Raw genomic sequence first — 15092 nt, 5'->3', positions numbered from 1 at the left:
TCGTACTGTGGAGTAACGTGGCGGACATCACAGTTTTCTGTCGTCAGGAGCCGCATGCAGGTCCGTGAAGAGCACCACGACGATCACGTTGTCCACTCCGAACACGGGGTTGCGCGCGAGATGATGTTGATCGGGCTCGTACTCGCGATGGGCGTGCTCGCGGCGGTGGCAATTCTGGTGCCCGCCATGGTCAGCACCTGAGCCTGGTACACCCTGCGACGCGATACCTGGCTGTGTCAGGGCACTATGGACTCGTGAATTCCGACATTCCGACGAGCACCAGACCTCGCGCGGTGACGGTTGCCTACACAATGTGGCTGGTTGCGGCCGTTCTGCTTGTTCTTGTCGCGTTGGTGACACTGACCGTTCCGGTCGATGGGCTCCGCACCTCACTCGAGGGGCAGGGCGCCTCGCCCGACGAAATCGACTCCTACCTGTCGACCATCCGCGCCGTCGGTGTCGTAGCTGCGGTGCTCGGACTGGCCGTGGGGTTTCTGTCCGGTCCTGTGCGGGCGGGGTTTGCGCGTTTTCGTCGCATTCTCGTGATCGTCTCGGTGGTCGTGTCCGTGCTGCTCCTGTTCGTCGTGTTCGGTTTGTCGCTGTTCCAGGAACTGCTGGCGGTCGTCCTGCTTCTTCTCGCGGCCAGTTCCCTCGTGTATCGGCCCTCGGCCAGGGCATGGTTCGCGCGTGGCTGACCAAGTCGTACTGTTCGAAGAGCCGGGAGCTCGGTGGCGCTCGCTGGCCTGGGGGCCTGCGGTCTGTGTTCTCGCCCTGATCATCGAACTGTCGACCGGTCCATTGGTGCATTGGTTCGCCCTCGCCCTGTTCGCGCTGCTGCTCGCGGGTTTCACCTATGTCCAGATCTCCGCGGCGCGACGCCACGTCAGCGTCGAGCTCACGAGGGAGTCCCTACGACAGGGGACGGAGACGCTCGACGTCGGCGACATCGATGTGGTTCTTCCGGCCGCGACCTATTCCGACGGGGACTACGAACCGAAGAAGTGGGAGACCGCTCGTGTACTCGGTGAGTTGACGGGTGTGCCGCGTCGCCGCCACGCCATCGGGCTGCGTTTGATCGGAGGCGGGTTGGTGCAAGCGTGGGCGAAGGACGAGGAAGCGTTGCGGTCTGCGCTCGCCGAGGTCGTGGCGGAGAAGCGATGAGAAGCATCGCCGAGGTAGTCGGCGCTGGGGTGTTGTTCGTCGTCGCCGTCGTGTTCTGGAACCTCGGGGTCACGCCGCAGGAGTTCGGTGCAACACCGGACGGCGAGCCGGCGTTCGAGTCGATCCGATATTCGGGCTCGTGGATTTCGGCCGCGACGGTTGCCGTACTTGGGGGCTCCCTGCTGTTGATCGACGCGATCCGAACGGCGGTTGTCAGGCCTTCCCATACCGGGTAGGGGTATCATTGGCGAGATGAGCAGTTATTCGACGGAGCAGGACGACCTGCTGAAGCGGTTGCGGCGTATCGAAGGCCAGGTTGCAGGAATCTCGCGCATGGTCGCCGAAGACCGATACTGCATCGACGTCCTGACTCAGGTGTCGGCAGCCACGAAAGCGTTGCAGTCCGTCTCGCTCAAACTGCTCGATGCGCACCTGGCGGGATGCGTCGTCGAAGCAGCAAAGCAAGGTGGCCCGGAGGCCGATGCGAAGGTGAAGGAAGCGTCGGACGCCATCGCCCGTCTCGTCCGTTCCTGACATGCGCTCGTGAAACGAGAGGAAAGAAGGGTTTGTCCGTGGAAAACAGTTTCGTCGTAGAAGGAATGACCTGCCAGCATTGCGCCACATCGGTTTTCGAGGAAATCTCCGAGATCGCAGGCGTTACCGATGTGAGGGTCGACGTAGCGTCGGGGCATGTGTCGGTCACGAGCGAGGGTGACATCGACAGCTCTTCGGTGGCAAACGCAGTGGCGGAGGCAGGGTATCGACTCGCCTCCTGAGTGAGTAACAATGTTTGGCCACCCTGGTATGTGGTACAGATCACGTGACACGATTGCTGACACCTTCCAGGAGTGTGCACGTGAACAAACTGTTGGCCAACACGGGGATTCTGGCGTCGAGTGTGTTGATGACACTTGCGTGTTCGACCGGCGCGTCTGCGCAACCGACCGCGGCACTGCCGACGCTCGAGGTGACGGTCGAAGCAGATGGTCTGTCCAGGCCGTGGGATGTGGTGTCCGCTCCGGACGGCACCATCCTCACCGGCGAGCGTGCAGGAAGATTCGTCGTCAAGAGATCTGGTGAGGAACCACGCGAGGTCGCAGCGGATTTGGCCGATCTGTACGCCGAAGGCGAGACCGGCCTCATGGGAATCGAACTCGCACAGGATTTTTCGACTTCGCGTGCCCTGTACACCTGCCAAGGGGTGCAAGGCTCGGGCGGTGGTCTCGGCACCGGGAGTGCGTCGCCGGGTTCAGCGGGTGGCAGTAGTAACCACATCGGGGTATTCCGGTGGACCGTCGACGAGGATTGGACGACGCTGACGCGGGAGCAGACACTCGTCGACGACATCCCGGTGGCCGACGGTGGACGCCACGGCGGATGTCGCATTCTCGCGGCTCCGGATGGCACCCTGTTCGTCGGAACCGGAGACACGGCGAGTCCGTCGGTGCCGCAGGATCGGACGTCGCTCGGCGGGAAGGTTCTGCACATCAACGCTGACGGCTCGGCCGCCGCGGATGCGCCGGGACGCGTGTACACGCTCGGCCACCGCAACGTTCAGGGCCTGGCGTTCCAGCCGGGTAGCGGACGACTGTACGAGGTCGAGCAGGGAACCTCGCGCGACGACGAGCTCAATCTGCTGGTCGCCGGCGGAAACTACGGTTACCGGCCCGACAAGACGCCGCTGATCTACGACGAGTCGGTGCCGATGACGGACCCGGATCGAGTGCCGGGGGCACGCGCCGCGGTGTGGAGTTCGGGTAGCCCGACCATCGCAACGCCAGACTTGACCTTCGTCGACGGCGATGCGTGGGGCGAATGGTCCGGCGCCGCGGTGGTGTCGAGCCAGCAGGGCAAGAAGCTTGTGTTCTTGAAGCTGAACGCGGACGGTACGACGGTGGAGCAGCAAGCCGTAGCGCTCGAGAACAAGTGGGGCCGGCTGCGGTCGCTTACGTCGCTGCCGGGTGGGGAGTTCCTGCTCACCACCGACAACGGGTCCGGGGACAAGATTCTGCGGGTCGCACCCTGACCCCCGTGCGTGGGTAGTTACCTCGGGCGGTAACTACGCACGCACGGGGGAGTGTCTACGCCTTGCTGGGGTTGGACGCTTCTTCCTCGTCGCTGCCGGCCTGAGGGTGGCCGAGCATCGCTGCACCGAGAAGGTGCTCGGGAACGCCGAAGCCCTCGACGAGTTCGAGCGCATGCAGTCGCAACGACCTGCAGCGCTCGTTGATGCCGCGAGTCACCGCCTTGGAGCGTTCGGTGGACAGGTACCGGTGCTCGATGAACCAGGCCTTGTCCTCCTCGATCACCGACAGCGCGTAGAGATCGCAGACCTGCTCGAGCAACTCCTTGGCGGTCTCGTCCTCGCAGGTGTCGATGCCGGCGATGAACGCCTCGAGAATGATGCGGTCGATATGAGCGCTCGCTGCGTGCAGCACGTGATCCTGCACGGCGTTGAACGCGTCGAAGGCGCTCGTCTCCTTCGACTTGCTCTGCAGCCTGCGCGCGACGGTGGACAGAAGGTAGTCCTCGCGGTCCTCGAACATCTTGACCTGGGTCCCGCGGTTGAACAACGAGCCCTCTTCTTCGTTGTCCTGACGGGAATCGAGGATGGTCTGCATGATCGTCTGTGCCGCAGTGCGTTTGACGACTCGGTCACCGGCGAATTCGGCCGCGAACCTCACCCATTCGACCGGGCTCATGCCCTTGACGTCGTCGGCGTAGGCGGTGAGCAACTCCTTGGCGACAAGCTGAGTCAGCACGTGGTTGTCACCCTCGAACGTGGTGAACACGTCGGTGTCGGCCTTCAGCGAGATCAAGCGATTCTCGGCGAGATAGCCTGCGCCGCCACATGCTTCACGCGCTTCCTGGATTGCCCTGGTGGCATGCCAGGTGTTGGCCGCCTTGAGACCGGCCGCGCGGGATTCGAGTTCGCGCTGCTCTTCGGCATCGGGATTGTCGGCGGTCTGCAGTTCGTGCATCTTGGCGACCAGTTCGTTCTGTGCGAACTGCAGTGCATACGACTTTGCGATCAACGGGAACAGGCGACGCTGATGGACGAGATAGTCCATGATGAGCACCTCTTCCTCGGACTTCGGAGCCGAGAACTGCCTGCGTTGCAGTGCATATCTGGTCGCGATGTCGAGTGCGACCCTCGCCGCGGCCGCGGCGCTTCCGCCGACGGTGACACGGCCGCGGATGAGCGTTCCGAGCATCGTGAAGAACCGTCGGCTCGGGTTCTCGATAGGTGAGGAGTACGTGCCGTCCGCAGAGACGTCGGCGTACTTGTTGAGCAGATTGTCACGGGGAATTCGCACGTGGTCGAACATGATTCGGCCGTTGTCGACTCCCGGGAGCCCGCCCTTGTACTGGCAGTCCGAGGTGGTGACGCCGGGGAGGTCGTCGCCGTTCTCGTCGCGAAGTGGAACGAAGAAGCAGTGGACGCCGTGGCCCTCGGGCTCTTGGCCAGGTCCGGCGGTGATCAGCTGTGCAAAGACTGCTGCGACGGTCGCGGTTTCGGCGGCACCGCCGATGTAGTCCTTGCGAGACGACGGTGTTGGAGAGTTGACGACGAACTCGTCGGTCGCGGCGTCGTACGTCGCAGTGGTCTCGAGCGACTGGACGTCGCTGCCGTGACCGGTCTCGGTCATGGCGAAGCAACCGAGTAGGTCCAGGTCGATGAGGCGTCGAACGTAGGCGTCGTGGTGACGCTCGGTGCCGAGGTTTTCGATGGCGCCGCCGAACAAGCCCCACTGGACGCCGGCTTTGACCATCAAGGAGAGGTCGGACATGGCGAGCATCTCGATCATGGTGACCGCTGCGCCGACGTCACCGGTGCCGCCGTGTTCTTTCTTGAATCCGTCGTCGGCTGCCCCGTGCTGCGCGAGAAGCTTCAGCTGTTCGAGGGCTTTCGTGCGCGCGATGACGGTATTCGGGGTGTAGTGCGGACGGAACTCGTCGCGAGAGAGTTGCTTGCGCGCCTCGTTCTTCGTATCGCGCCAGCGACCGTCCAACGTGTTGCGAATGTGATCCGAAGTGGTTGCCATACTCGACGGTAACCTGTGGCCGTTTCTACCGAGGTAGAAGGGCTACAGCGGCCACAGATATTCGCGCCAGACGTGCCGCAGGCGTGCCCAGAACTTGCTCCGACCATAGGGGCCGTCGTGAAACACCGACGCGCCGTTGTCCGCGAGCGCGCGGCTGACGAGCGGGCTGAAGCCGTCGAATTCGGCGACCAGATGCTCCTGGAAACCATCCGGCCAGGAGTATCGAGCCGGTTCGTGTTGTGCCTCCATGTGGGTGAGTGTAATCCAGACGTAACGCCAGTGTTACAAAGTTCAGCGCTACGGTATCCAGCGTTACGGCGTCGAGCATTAGGGTTTCGAGGCATCGACACTTCACGGATTTCTGCTCTCGACGCCGAACACGTCTGGCACCCCTACGGCGGGTTCCCGTCGACGACGCGTCCTCTCGTCGTGGACAGCGCAGAGGGCGTGCGCCTGAAACTTTCCGACGGCAGCGAGCTCATCGACGGCATGAGTTCGTGGTGGGCCGCGGTGCACGGCTATCGGCACCCCGTGCTCGACGCCGCCGTCCGCGATCAGTTGAGCCGAATGAGCCACGTCATGTTCGGCGGGCTGACGCATGAGCCGGCGGCGCGGCTCGCGGAACTGCTGGTGCAGATCACACCCGACGGTCTCGACAAGGTGTTCTTCGCCGATTCCGGATCGGTCTCGGTCGAGGTCGCAGCCAAGATGTGTATCCAGTACTGGAGATCACGCGGTAGGGAAAACAAGCGCAGGTTGATGACGTGGCGCGGGGGTTATCACGGCGACACGTTCGCGCCGATGAGCATCTGCGACCCCGACGGCGGGATGCATTCGCTGTGGTCTGACGTGCTGACCAGGCAGATCTTCGCGCCCGCGCCACCGAGTGCTTACGAGCCGGACTACGTGAAGGTATTCGAGCGCATCCTCGAAGCCGGTCGGGACGAGATCGCAGCCATCGTCGTCGAACCGATCGTGCAGGGTGCGGGCGGTATGCGTTTTCACGACCCGCGATACCTCACCGAGCTGCGCAGGATGGCCGACGAGCACGACGTGCTGCTGGTATTCGACGAGATCGCGACGGGCTTCGGCCGCACCGGAGAGTTGTTCGCCGCGGGTCACGCGGGCGTTGCCCCGGATGTCATGTGTGTCGGCAAGGCGCTGACCGGCGGATATATGACGCTGGCAGCCACGCTGTGTACGTCCGAGGTGGCCCAGGCGATCAGTGCGGGCGAAGCAGGCGGTCTGATGCATGGACCGACCTTCATGGCGAACCCGCTGGCATGTGCCGTCGCAGTCGCGGCTGCCGAGCTCGTGCTGGAGCGCGACTGGCGGGCCGAGGTGTCCGGTATCGAGCGCGGTCTGCTCGACGGGTTGGCGGGCGTCGAGGACCTACCGGGTGTCGCCGACGTGCGCGTTCTCGGCGGCATCGGCGTCGTCGAGATGCACGAGCCGGTGGACATGCAGCGAGCGACGGATGCCGCGGTGGGTGAAGGGGTGTGGTTGCGACCGTTCGGAAAACTGGTCTACGCGATGCCGCCGTATGTCTGCACACCCGCGGAGGTCGGACGCATAGCTGCTGCGCTGGGTGCTGTTGCGCAAACTTGAACGGTGTTCAAGTAGGGTCTCCGACGTGGCTGCACTCGACTGGTTGACCGACGCGGCTCGCCTGCGCGCCGACGCAGGCCTGCACCGGACGCTCACACCCAGGCCCAGGCCCGGACTCAACCACGGCGATCCGATCGATCTGGCGTCCAACGACTACCTGGGTCTCGGGCGTCACCCGGAGGTGCAGGAAGCGGCGTGTGCGGCCGTACGATGCTGGGGCGGCGGCGCAACCGGGTCCAGGCTCGTGAGCGGGACGACGATTCTGCACGAACAGCTCGAATCGGATCTCGCCGTATTCGCAGGAACAGAATCAGCGCTGGTCTTCTCTTCCGGCTACACCGCCAACCTCGGCGTAGTTGCTGCGCTGTCGGGTCGAGGCTCGCTGGTGCTGTCCGACTCGGCGTCGCACGCCTCCCTCGTCGACGCATGCAGGCTCTCGCGCGCGAGGGTCGAGGTGTACGACCGCACCGACATCGGGGCCGTCGAGACGAAGTTGCAGACAAGGACCGAAGAACGCGCGCTCGTCGTCACCGACTCGGTGTTCAGCGCGGACGGAGATCTTGCGCCGCTGCGCGAGTTGTATGCGCTGTGCCGCAGATACTCCGCAGCTCTCGTCGTCGACGAAGCGCACGGCATAGGTGTACGGGGAGCCGGAGGCCGTGGTCTCGTCCACGAGCTGGGTCTGCAGTCCAAGCCCGATCTGGTCGTCACCGCGACATTGTCGAAATCGCTTGCCTCACAGGGTGGCGTCGTCCTCGGTCCTGCTGCCGTACGCGAGCACCTGATCGACGTGGCCAGGCCGTTCATCTTCGACACCGGACTTGCGCCCGCCGCAGTCGGAGCGGCACGGGGAGCGTTGGCGGTGCTGACGCGTGAGCCGGAGAGGGCGAACGCAGTGCGAGAGCGCGCAGCCGACCTTGCCGAGATCGTCGGAGTCGACGCTCCCGAATCTGCCGTCGTCTCGGTGATTCTCGGCGATCCCGAATGTGCTTATGCCGCAGCGCAAGAGGCTCGCTCGCGAGGAGTGCACGTCGGGTGCTTTCGGCCGCCCTCGGTCCCGGCGGGAACGTCGCGGCTGCGCCTGACCGCGCGGGCGAATCTGACCGAGGCTGAACTCGATACCGTTCGCGCAGTCCTGGGCCCGATCCTGCAGGGGGTACGGGTATGACTGTCCTCGTCGTCACGGGAACCTCGACCGATGTCGGAAAGACTGTCGCGACGGCTGCGCTCGCCGCGACAGCGATGTCCCTCGGGTCGACGGTTGCCGTCGTGAAACCAGCGCAAACCGGGGTGCTGCCCGCCGAGCCGGGCGACCTCGCCGAAATCGAGCGTCTGACCGGAGTCGGCACGACCGTGGAATCGGCTCGCTACCGTGACCCACTTGCGCCAGATGTGGCAGCACGCCGAGCGTCGGCTCCGATGCTCGAACTCGAGACCGTGCTTGCCGACATCGGTGTACTGAGCGCAGACCTGGTCCTCGTCGAGGGTGCGGGCGGGCTGCTGGTGCGTCTCGGTGTCGGCGGATTCACGTTGCTCGACGTCGCTCGCGAGCTCCGAGCGCCCGTCGTCGTCGTGTGCGGCGCCGGGCTCGGCACCTTGAACCACACGGCGTTGACGGTGAACGCGCTCGAGCACGCGGGGGTCGCGTGCGCCGGGGCGATCATCGGGTCGTGGCCCGAACATCCGGACCTGGCCGAACAGACCAATCTTCTCGAACTTCCCGATGTCACCGGGATTGGCATCGTTGGGCGGATCCCTGCCGGGGCCGGAGCGTTCGACCGAGGTACCTTCGTCGGTGAGGCGCCGTCATGGTTGGACATGGACGCTCTCGCGAACATTTTGTCGCCCTGAACGGGCTTTTCGTCCGATTCCGTTTACCGAGCCCGCCCCCGGGTACCCAACCGCATCTACCAACAGTTGGGGGCTCGAAATGAACACCGCAGTATGGATTGTCATCGCAGTCGTCGTAGTGCTCCTCGTCATCGCCGTCGCACTGGCGCTGTCGAAGAAGCAAAAGGCAGCCAGGCGCGTCGAAGCCGAGAAGATTCGAGAAAAAGCCGCTGAACGCACCAGCGAGGTCGAGGAGCGTCAAGCACTCGCCGACGAGAGTGCCGCGAAGGCCCGTCGCGCACAGGCCGACGCCGAAGCCAAGGCAGCGGAAGCCCGACGGCTCAATCTGCAGGCCGAGACCCACCTGGGCGACGCGTCTACCTCGCGCGACGAGCTGGACGCCGAGTACGCCCGAGCGAACAAAATCGACCCCGACGTCAAGACCCGTGCGCGCTCTGGCGATGTGGACCAAGCGTCGGCCGAAAAGATAGTGCACCAGGACGCGCGCTCGGGTGACCACAGCGCCAATCCCGCCGGCAGCGGCGTGCATACCGACAGTGGCGTTCACAACGACAGTGGTGCCCATACCGGCAGTGGTGCCCGCAACGACAGTGGGGCATACACCGACGGCAACCTCGGTGAGCACAAGGATGCGCGCTCGGGTGATCACAGCGCGCTCGATCCGCGCGGCAGCAAGATCGATCCGCGCGGAGGTGCGCTCGACCCACGGACCGGTGGCGAGCACCGCCAGCCGTAACCGAATCTGCGGTTTACCCGACGAGCGTCGGTTTACAACATGAATTCGTGTTGTGAACCGACGCTTTCGTCGTAACTGGGCTGAACTCGGCGTCGATCGGCGGTAACCTGGCAATTCGGACACCGACCGAAACCGAGGATGGGGTGCACCACGATGAGTTCCGATATGGAGAAGCTGCGCGTCGGGACCGCGGAGCGTGAAGGCGTAGCGCAGATCCTCGGATCGGCAATGGCGGATGGTCGGCTGACACTTGCCGAATACGAGGAGCGGGTTGACGCGGTGTGGAAGTCGTCCACTCGGGGTGAACTTGCACGAGTGACGGACGACCTCCCTGCAGTGACGGCCGAGTCCGAGTCCGACGTCGACAAGAGCTCCGAGTGGCGTGAGTATTTCGACGAGTGGCGCTGGTGGTTCGGCGGCGCGATCATCATGTCGGGAATCTGGGGCTTTCAATCCATCTCCGACGGCGAACTGAACGGGTACTGGCCGGGCTGGCCGCTCGGGATCTGGGCCCTGATCCTGGTCGCAATGATCTTCATGCCCGACGACGACGAAGACGACAAGAAGAGCAAGAAGAAGCGCAAGAAGGGCTGATTATTACGCCCTGTAGTTGGCGATATCGGTAAACCTGGGACACTGGGGTTCGTGACTGTTTCCGCCGGCGACGACGCCCCGATCTCTGCCCAACTGTTCGAGCGCGCGAGCGCCGTGATTCCGGGCGGGGTGAACTCGCCGGTGCGTGCCTTCCAATCGGTGGGCGGAACGCCGCGCTTCATCACCGAGGCCAGCGGATACACGATGATCGACGCCGACGGCAACAGCTATGTCGACCTCATCTCGTCCTGGGGCCCGATGATCCATGGACACGCCCATCCTGTCGTCGTCGAGGCGGTGCAGAAGGCTGCGCAGACCGGCCTGTCCTTCGGTGCGCCTACCGAGCGCGAAATCGCACTCGCCGAGGAAATAGTGCGTCGAGTCGGGCCAGTCGACCAGGTTCGCCTTGTGAATTCCGGCACAGAGGCAACGATGAGCGCGGTGCGGCTCGCTCGTGGGTTCACCGGCCGTACCAAGATCGTCAAATTCTCCGGTTGTTACCACGGCCATGTCGACGCCCTCCTCGCCGACGCAGGGTCCGGTCTGGCCACGCTCGGCCTTCCGACCTCGCCGGGCGTGACCGGCGCGCAGGCTGCCGACACCATCGTCGTGCCGTACAACGACCTTGCCGCGGTCGAGGCAGTGTTCGCCGAGAACCCCGATCAGGTCGCCTGCATCATCACCGAAGCGGCCGCCGGCAACATGGGCGCGGTTCCGCCCGTACCCGGCTTCAACGCCGGTCTACGACGCCTGGCCACCGATAACGGCGCGCTGCTCATCATGGACGAGGTCATGACGGGCTTCCGCGTCAGTGCGGCCGGGTGGTACGGCATCGACGGCGTCGCCGGTGATCTCTACACCTTCGGCAAGGTCATGAGCGGCGGACTGCCCGCTGCTGCGTTCGGCGGCCGCGCCGACATCATGGCGTACCTTGCGCCTGCCGGACCGGTGTACCAGGCGGGCACGCTCTCGGGTAATCCCGTCGCCGTCGCAGCCGGGCTTGCGAGCCTCCAGCTGGCAGATGCGGCGGTCTACGAGAAGCTGCAGAACAACTCCGAACGGCTCGGCAGGCTGCTCGGCGATGCGCTGACCGAGGCAGGCGTTCGCCACCATGTCCAATTCGCGGGCACTATGGTGAGCGTGTTCTTCTCCGACGGACCCGTCACCGACTACGCAGGCGCCAAAGCCGCCGAAACGTGGCGTTACCCCGCGTTCTTCCACGGCCTGCTCTCCCGGGGCGTGTACCCGCCACCGAGTGCATTCGAGGCGTGGTTCGTCTCCGCAGCCCTCGACGACGACGCATTCCAGATCATTGCCGACGCCCTTCCCGACGCCGCTCGTGCGGCAGCCCGAGCAGAAGCAGGTAGCTGACCCGTGACGAACCCCGATGCAGTGACTGTTCCCGATGCGCATCCGCATCAGACGACGCGAACAATCGTCCACGTGCTGCGGCATGGTGAAGTGCACAACCCCAAAGGCATCCTCTACGGACGCCTTCCAGGGTTCCGCCTGTCGGTGACCGGACAGGCGCAGGCAACGGCCGTCGCGAATGCACTTGCCGGACACGACATCACGCACGTGGTGGCGTCTCCACTTCAGCGTGCGCAGGAAACTGCAGGTCCCATTGCCAAGGCGCACGGGCTCGCGATCGGCGAGGACGAAAACCTCATCGAGGCAGGCAACGAGTTCGAAGGCCTGCGTGTGGCCGTTGGCGACGGTGCTCTCCGGCGTCCACGCCACTGGTGGAAGCTACGCGACCCGTTCACGCCGTCGTGGGGCGAGCCGTACCTTCAAATCGCGCACCGGATGCTCGCCGCCGTGAATGCCGCACGCGTCGCCGCCGTCGGGCACGAAGCAGTCGTCGTCAGCCATCAGCTGCCGGTGTGGACGCTGCGCCGCTTCCTGCAGGGCGAACGTCTCTGGCACGATCCGCGTCACCGCCAGTGTGGCCTCGCATCGCTGACTTCCCTTGTCTACGAGGGGGATACGCTCGTCGACATCGTCTACTCCGAGCCTGCCGGTGCCAGTGATCCAAGGGTGACTGGTGCGTAAAGTTCTCGTCTCCTGTGTTGCTGCCGCCGCGCTCGTCTCAGGATGCGCGACGGGCACCGACGCTGTGGCGACCGGTGGCACGTTCGACTTCGTCTCACCCGGTGGCCAGACCGAGATCTACTACGACCCGCCCTCCGAGCGTGGAACGCTCGGGGAACTGTCCGGCCCCGATCTGATGGACGAGGGCAAGACCACCTCGTTGTCCGACTACGAGGGCAAAGCCGTCGTGCTGAACGTCTGGGGTCAGTGGTGTGGACCGTGTCGCGGTGAGGCGGACGACCTGGAGGAGGTCTTCGAGAACACGAAGGATCTCGGCGTCCAATTCCTCGGCATCAACGTACGCGACAATGCCCAGGACAAGGCGCAGGACTTCGTCATCGACAACAAGGTGACGTACCCGTCCATCTACGATCCGCCGATGCGCACGCTCGCCGCGCTCGGTGGCATTCCCACCTCGGTCGTTCCGACCACCATCGTTCTGGACAAGGAGCACCGCGTCGCCGCCGTGTTCCTGCGTGAACTCCTCACCGAGGACCTGCAACCCGTCGTCGAGCGGGTCGCGGGGGAGGAGAGCGACAGCCAGTGAGTGTCGAGGTGTACGCGGCGGGGATAGGCGAGACGTTTCAGACGACCGCCGCGACGGGTCCGTTGATCCTCGCGTTCGGAGTCTGTGCTCTCGCTGGGCTGGTGTCGTTCGCGTCCCCGTGCGTCGTACCGCTCGTTCCCGGTTATCTGTCCTACCTGGCCGGTGTCGTCGGCGCCGACGCCCCGGCGGTCACGGCTTCGGAAGCTGCGACGACGAAGGTGCGCGCCTCCTCGCGGCTGCGGGTTGCAGGCGCGGCGGGGTTGTTCGTGCTCGGCTTCACCGTCGTGTTCGTTCTCGCCACTGCGACGGTGTTCGGCGCGATCTCGGTGCTGTCGGTCAACCGCGAACTGTTGATGCGTATCGGCGGAGTGGTCACCATCGCAATGGGATTGGTGTTCATCGGACTCGTCCCGGCGCTGCAGCGCGATGTCAGATTCGAGCCGCGGCGAGTCGGCAGTCTGCTCGGCGCGCCGCTGCTCGGTGGGGTGTTCGCGCTCGGATGGACCCCATGCCTCGGGCCTACGCTGGCAAGCGTTATCTCGCTTGCCGCGGGCACCGAAGGCGCAACGGCGGCGCGCGGGGTCGCATTGATCGTCGCGTATTGCCTCGGTCTCGGCTTGCCCTTCGTGATCCTCGCGTTCGGATCGGTGAGCGCTCTACGCGGAGTCGGTTGGCTTCGCACTCATGCACGACAGATACAGGTGTTCGGCGGAATCATGTTGATAGCAGTAGGAATTGCGCTCGTCACGGGTGCATGGGACGTATTCGTCAGTTGGGTGCGCGACGCCTTCGTCTCCGATGTGGTGCTCCCGATATGAGTGATCTGGACACTCGGCCCTCGTCGGTTCCGCCGCGTCAGTCACGCGCCGGGCGCGCTGTCGCTTTGGTGCGCAATACGTGGCGATCGCTCACGAGCATGCGGACCGCGCTGGTACTGCTGTTTCTCCTTGCATTCGCGGCTATTCCCGGTGCGCTCGTGCCGCAGCGCAGTCTCAACGCCGGTAAGGTCGACGAATACATCGCAGCCAGGCCGACTCTCGGACCGCTGATGGACAAGCTCGAACTGTTCGACGTGTTCTCGAGTTTCTGGTTCACCGCGATCTACGCGCTCCTGTTCGTCTCGCTCATCGGCTGCATCGTCCCGCGGTGTATCGAACACGCAAAGGCGCTGCGTACCAAGCCCGTTCCGACGCCTCGTAATCTTTCCAGGCTTCCGCATCACCGCCAGTACACCTCCACCGAGCCGGCCGAAGAGACCGCGGCGAAGGTCAAGGCGCAGCTACGAGGCTGGAGGGTTGCTGCTCGCGGTTCCGGCGACGACGTGACGCTCTCGGCCGAGAAGGGCTATTTCCGCGAGTTCGGAAACCTGGTCTTCCATCTCTCGCTCGTTGGGCTTCTCGCTGCGATCGCACTCGGCAAACTGCTGGGATACGAGGGGAACGTCGTCGTCATCGCCAACGACGGACCGGGCTTCTGCAGTACATCTCCTGCTGTCTACGACGGTTTCCGCGCCGGGCAACTCGTCGACGGCACCAACATGGAACCGCTGTGCATCCGTGTGAAGGACTTCAAGGCGGACTACCTGGAGAACGGCCAGGCCGAGATGTTCACCTCGAACATCGAATACCAGGCCGAGGACGACCTTACGAACAACGTCTGGCAAGACGACGTGCTGCAGGTCAATCACCCGCTCCGCGTAGCAGGTGACCGCGTCTACCTACAGGGCCACGGATATGCGCCGACGTTCACCGTCACGTTCCCGAACGGGGAGACCCGCACCGAGACCATCCAGTGGCAACCGACCGACGCCACGACCTTCCTCTCCAGCGGTGTGCTTCGAATCGATCCGCCCGGGGGTCTCTATCCGGAGGCCGCCGAACGGCGTCAGAACCAGATCGCGATCGAGGGTCTGTTCGCGCCGACGGCGTTCTTCCACGGCAGTCTCCTGTCGTCCAGTTTTCCTGCGATGACCGACCCGGCCGTCGCGGTCGACATCTACAAGGGCGACACGGGTCTCGATACCGGGTACCCCCAGTCGCTGTTCTCGCTGAATCAAGAAATGATCAATCAGGGACGGCTGGTCAAGCAGGACCGCGTCAACCTGAAGCCCGGGGAGGCCTCCACGCTGTCGGACGGGACTACCGTCCGGTTCGACGGAGCCGAGGAATTCGTCAACCTGCAGGTCTCGCACGATCCGGCACAGACGTGGGTGCTCGTGTTCGCACTGACCATGATGAGCGGGCTGTTGGTGTCCCTGCTGATCAAACGGCGTCGCGTGTGGGTCCGGCTCCACACCGACCCGGATACACGACGTACTGTAGTAGAACTCGGTGGGCTCGCGCGGACCGATCAGGCGGGCTGGGGCGAAGAGTTCGACCGGCTCTGCGAAAAGCTGGTCGGTGACGTGACCGCAGCGAACAAGACCAGCGCGAACAAGAACAACCAGGAGAACTGACCG

General features: G+C 64.4%; 19 protein-coding genes. 17 read left to right on the top strand and 2 right to left on the bottom strand.

Translation table 11 applies throughout. The features are described 5' to 3' along the window. Window positions 1–54: 54 nt before the first annotated feature. The 7 genes from D8W71_RS27700 to D8W71_RS25165 all read left to right on the top strand — a co-directional run bounded on the left by D8W71_RS27700 (window position 55) and on the right by D8W71_RS25165 (window position 3187). On the top strand, window positions 55–201 hold the full coding sequence (locus D8W71_RS27700) for a hypothetical protein (RefSeq protein ID WP_201265188.1): 147 nt from the start codon (window positions 55–57) through the stop codon (window positions 199–201). Between the two features lie 53 nt (window positions 202–254). Further along, entirely contained in the window at window positions 255–695 is a 441-nt protein-coding gene (locus D8W71_RS25190) for a hypothetical protein (protein WP_121117624.1), read from the top strand. After that, window positions 688–1161 (top strand): hypothetical protein, encoded by a 474-nt coding sequence (locus tag D8W71_RS25185; protein ID WP_121117622.1) that lies wholly within the window; start codon window positions 688–690, stop codon window positions 1159–1161. The genes D8W71_RS25190 and D8W71_RS25185 overlap by 8 nt, the downstream gene beginning before the upstream one ends. Further along, a complete protein-coding gene (locus D8W71_RS25180) occupies window positions 1158–1397 on the top strand; it encodes a hypothetical protein (protein WP_121117620.1) in 240 nt (79 codons plus the stop codon). Before D8W71_RS25185 ends, D8W71_RS25180 begins: the two co-directional genes overlap by 4 nt. A 16-nt stretch (window positions 1398–1413) precedes the next feature. Continuing rightward, window positions 1414–1695: a metal-sensitive transcriptional regulator gene (locus D8W71_RS25175; RefSeq protein WP_121117618.1), complete on the top strand. Its 282-nt coding sequence runs from the start codon at window positions 1414–1416 to the stop codon at window positions 1693–1695. Window positions 1696–1733: 38 nt separating this feature from the next. Then, window positions 1734–1937 carry a heavy-metal-associated domain-containing protein gene (locus D8W71_RS25170; RefSeq protein ID WP_442971995.1) on the top strand — a complete coding sequence of 68 codons (204 nt, stop codon included), beginning with the start codon at window positions 1734–1736 and terminating at the stop codon, window positions 1935–1937. Between the two features lie 80 nt (window positions 1938–2017). Further along, window positions 2018–3187, top strand: a complete 1170-nt coding sequence (locus tag D8W71_RS25165) for a PQQ-dependent sugar dehydrogenase (protein ID WP_121119891.1) — start codon at window positions 2018–2020, stop codon at window positions 3185–3187. 55 nt (window positions 3188–3242) lie between these two features. On the opposite strand, the gene D8W71_RS25160 is transcribed toward D8W71_RS25165, so the two are convergent. Together D8W71_RS25160 and D8W71_RS25155 are read right to left on the bottom strand one after the other, a co-directional pair. Then, complete coding sequence (locus D8W71_RS25160) at window positions 3243–5207, bottom strand: acyl-CoA dehydrogenase family protein (protein WP_121117616.1); 1965 nt, start codon at window positions 5205–5207, stop codon at window positions 3243–3245. 42 nt (window positions 5208–5249) lie between these two features. Beyond that, window positions 5250–5456: an inositol 2-dehydrogenase gene (locus tag D8W71_RS25155; RefSeq protein WP_121117614.1), complete on the bottom strand. Its 207-nt coding sequence runs from the start codon at window positions 5454–5456 to the stop codon at window positions 5250–5252. Window positions 5457–5549: 93 nt separating this feature from the next. Here D8W71_RS25155 and D8W71_RS25150 point away from each other — a divergent pair, with 93 nt between their 5' ends. From D8W71_RS25150 to resB, 10 genes are all read left to right on the top strand, one after another. Beyond that, complete coding sequence (locus D8W71_RS25150) at window positions 5550–6815, top strand: adenosylmethionine--8-amino-7-oxononanoate transaminase (protein WP_236078145.1); 1266 nt, start codon at window positions 5550–5552, stop codon at window positions 6813–6815. A 25-nt stretch (window positions 6816–6840) separates the two neighbouring features. After that, window positions 6841–7983 (top strand): 8-amino-7-oxononanoate synthase, encoded by a 1143-nt coding sequence (locus D8W71_RS25145; RefSeq protein WP_121117610.1) that lies wholly within the window; start codon window positions 6841–6843, stop codon window positions 7981–7983. Continuing rightward, window positions 7980–8666, top strand: coding sequence for a dethiobiotin synthase (bioD, locus tag D8W71_RS25140; RefSeq protein WP_121117608.1), 687 nt, complete (start codon window positions 7980–7982; stop codon window positions 8664–8666). Before D8W71_RS25145 ends, bioD begins: the two co-directional genes overlap by 4 nt. A 79-nt stretch (window positions 8667–8745) precedes the next feature. Then, window positions 8746–9402 carry a hypothetical protein gene (locus D8W71_RS28110; RefSeq protein WP_236077604.1) on the top strand — a complete coding sequence of 219 codons (657 nt, stop codon included), beginning with the start codon at window positions 8746–8748 and terminating at the stop codon, window positions 9400–9402. A gap of 153 nt (window positions 9403–9555) precedes the next feature. Then, window positions 9556–9996, top strand: a complete 441-nt coding sequence (locus tag D8W71_RS25130) for a DUF1707 SHOCT-like domain-containing protein (RefSeq protein WP_121117606.1) — start codon at window positions 9556–9558, stop codon at window positions 9994–9996. Window positions 9997–10047: 51 nt separating this feature from the next. Then, the gene (gene hemL, locus D8W71_RS25125; RefSeq protein ID WP_121117604.1) at window positions 10048–11367 is read left to right on the top strand and encodes a glutamate-1-semialdehyde 2,1-aminomutase; all 1320 of its coding nucleotides are present in this window, start codon (window positions 10048–10050) and stop codon (window positions 11365–11367) included. A gap of 21 nt (window positions 11368–11388) precedes the next feature. Next, window positions 11389–12048 carry a histidine phosphatase family protein gene (locus tag D8W71_RS25120; protein ID WP_121119889.1) on the top strand — a complete coding sequence of 220 codons (660 nt, stop codon included), beginning with the start codon at window positions 11389–11391 and terminating at the stop codon, window positions 12046–12048. Continuing rightward, window positions 12041–12634, top strand: a complete 594-nt coding sequence (locus tag D8W71_RS25115) for a TlpA disulfide reductase family protein (protein ID WP_121117602.1) — start codon at window positions 12041–12043, stop codon at window positions 12632–12634. The genes D8W71_RS25120 and D8W71_RS25115 overlap by 8 nt, the downstream gene beginning before the upstream one ends. Then, the gene (locus tag D8W71_RS25110; protein ID WP_121117600.1) at window positions 12631–13452 is read left to right on the top strand and encodes a cytochrome c biogenesis CcdA family protein; all 822 of its coding nucleotides are present in this window, start codon (window positions 12631–12633) and stop codon (window positions 13450–13452) included. The genes D8W71_RS25115 and D8W71_RS25110 overlap by 4 nt, the downstream gene beginning before the upstream one ends. Then, on the top strand, window positions 13449–15089 hold the full coding sequence (gene resB / locus D8W71_RS25105) for a cytochrome c biogenesis protein ResB (protein ID WP_121117598.1): 1641 nt from the start codon (window positions 13449–13451) through the stop codon (window positions 15087–15089). The genes D8W71_RS25110 and resB overlap by 4 nt, the downstream gene beginning before the upstream one ends. Window positions 15090–15092: the final 3 nt, after the last annotated feature.

The sequence above is a fragment of the Rhodococcus sp. P1Y genome (genome assembly GCF_003641205.1).
Taxonomy (GTDB): Bacteria; Actinomycetota; Actinomycetes; order Mycobacteriales; family Mycobacteriaceae; genus Rhodococcoides.
Note: the sequence above shows the minus strand (reverse complement) of the source record. Positions and strands in the feature narration are given on the sequence as shown.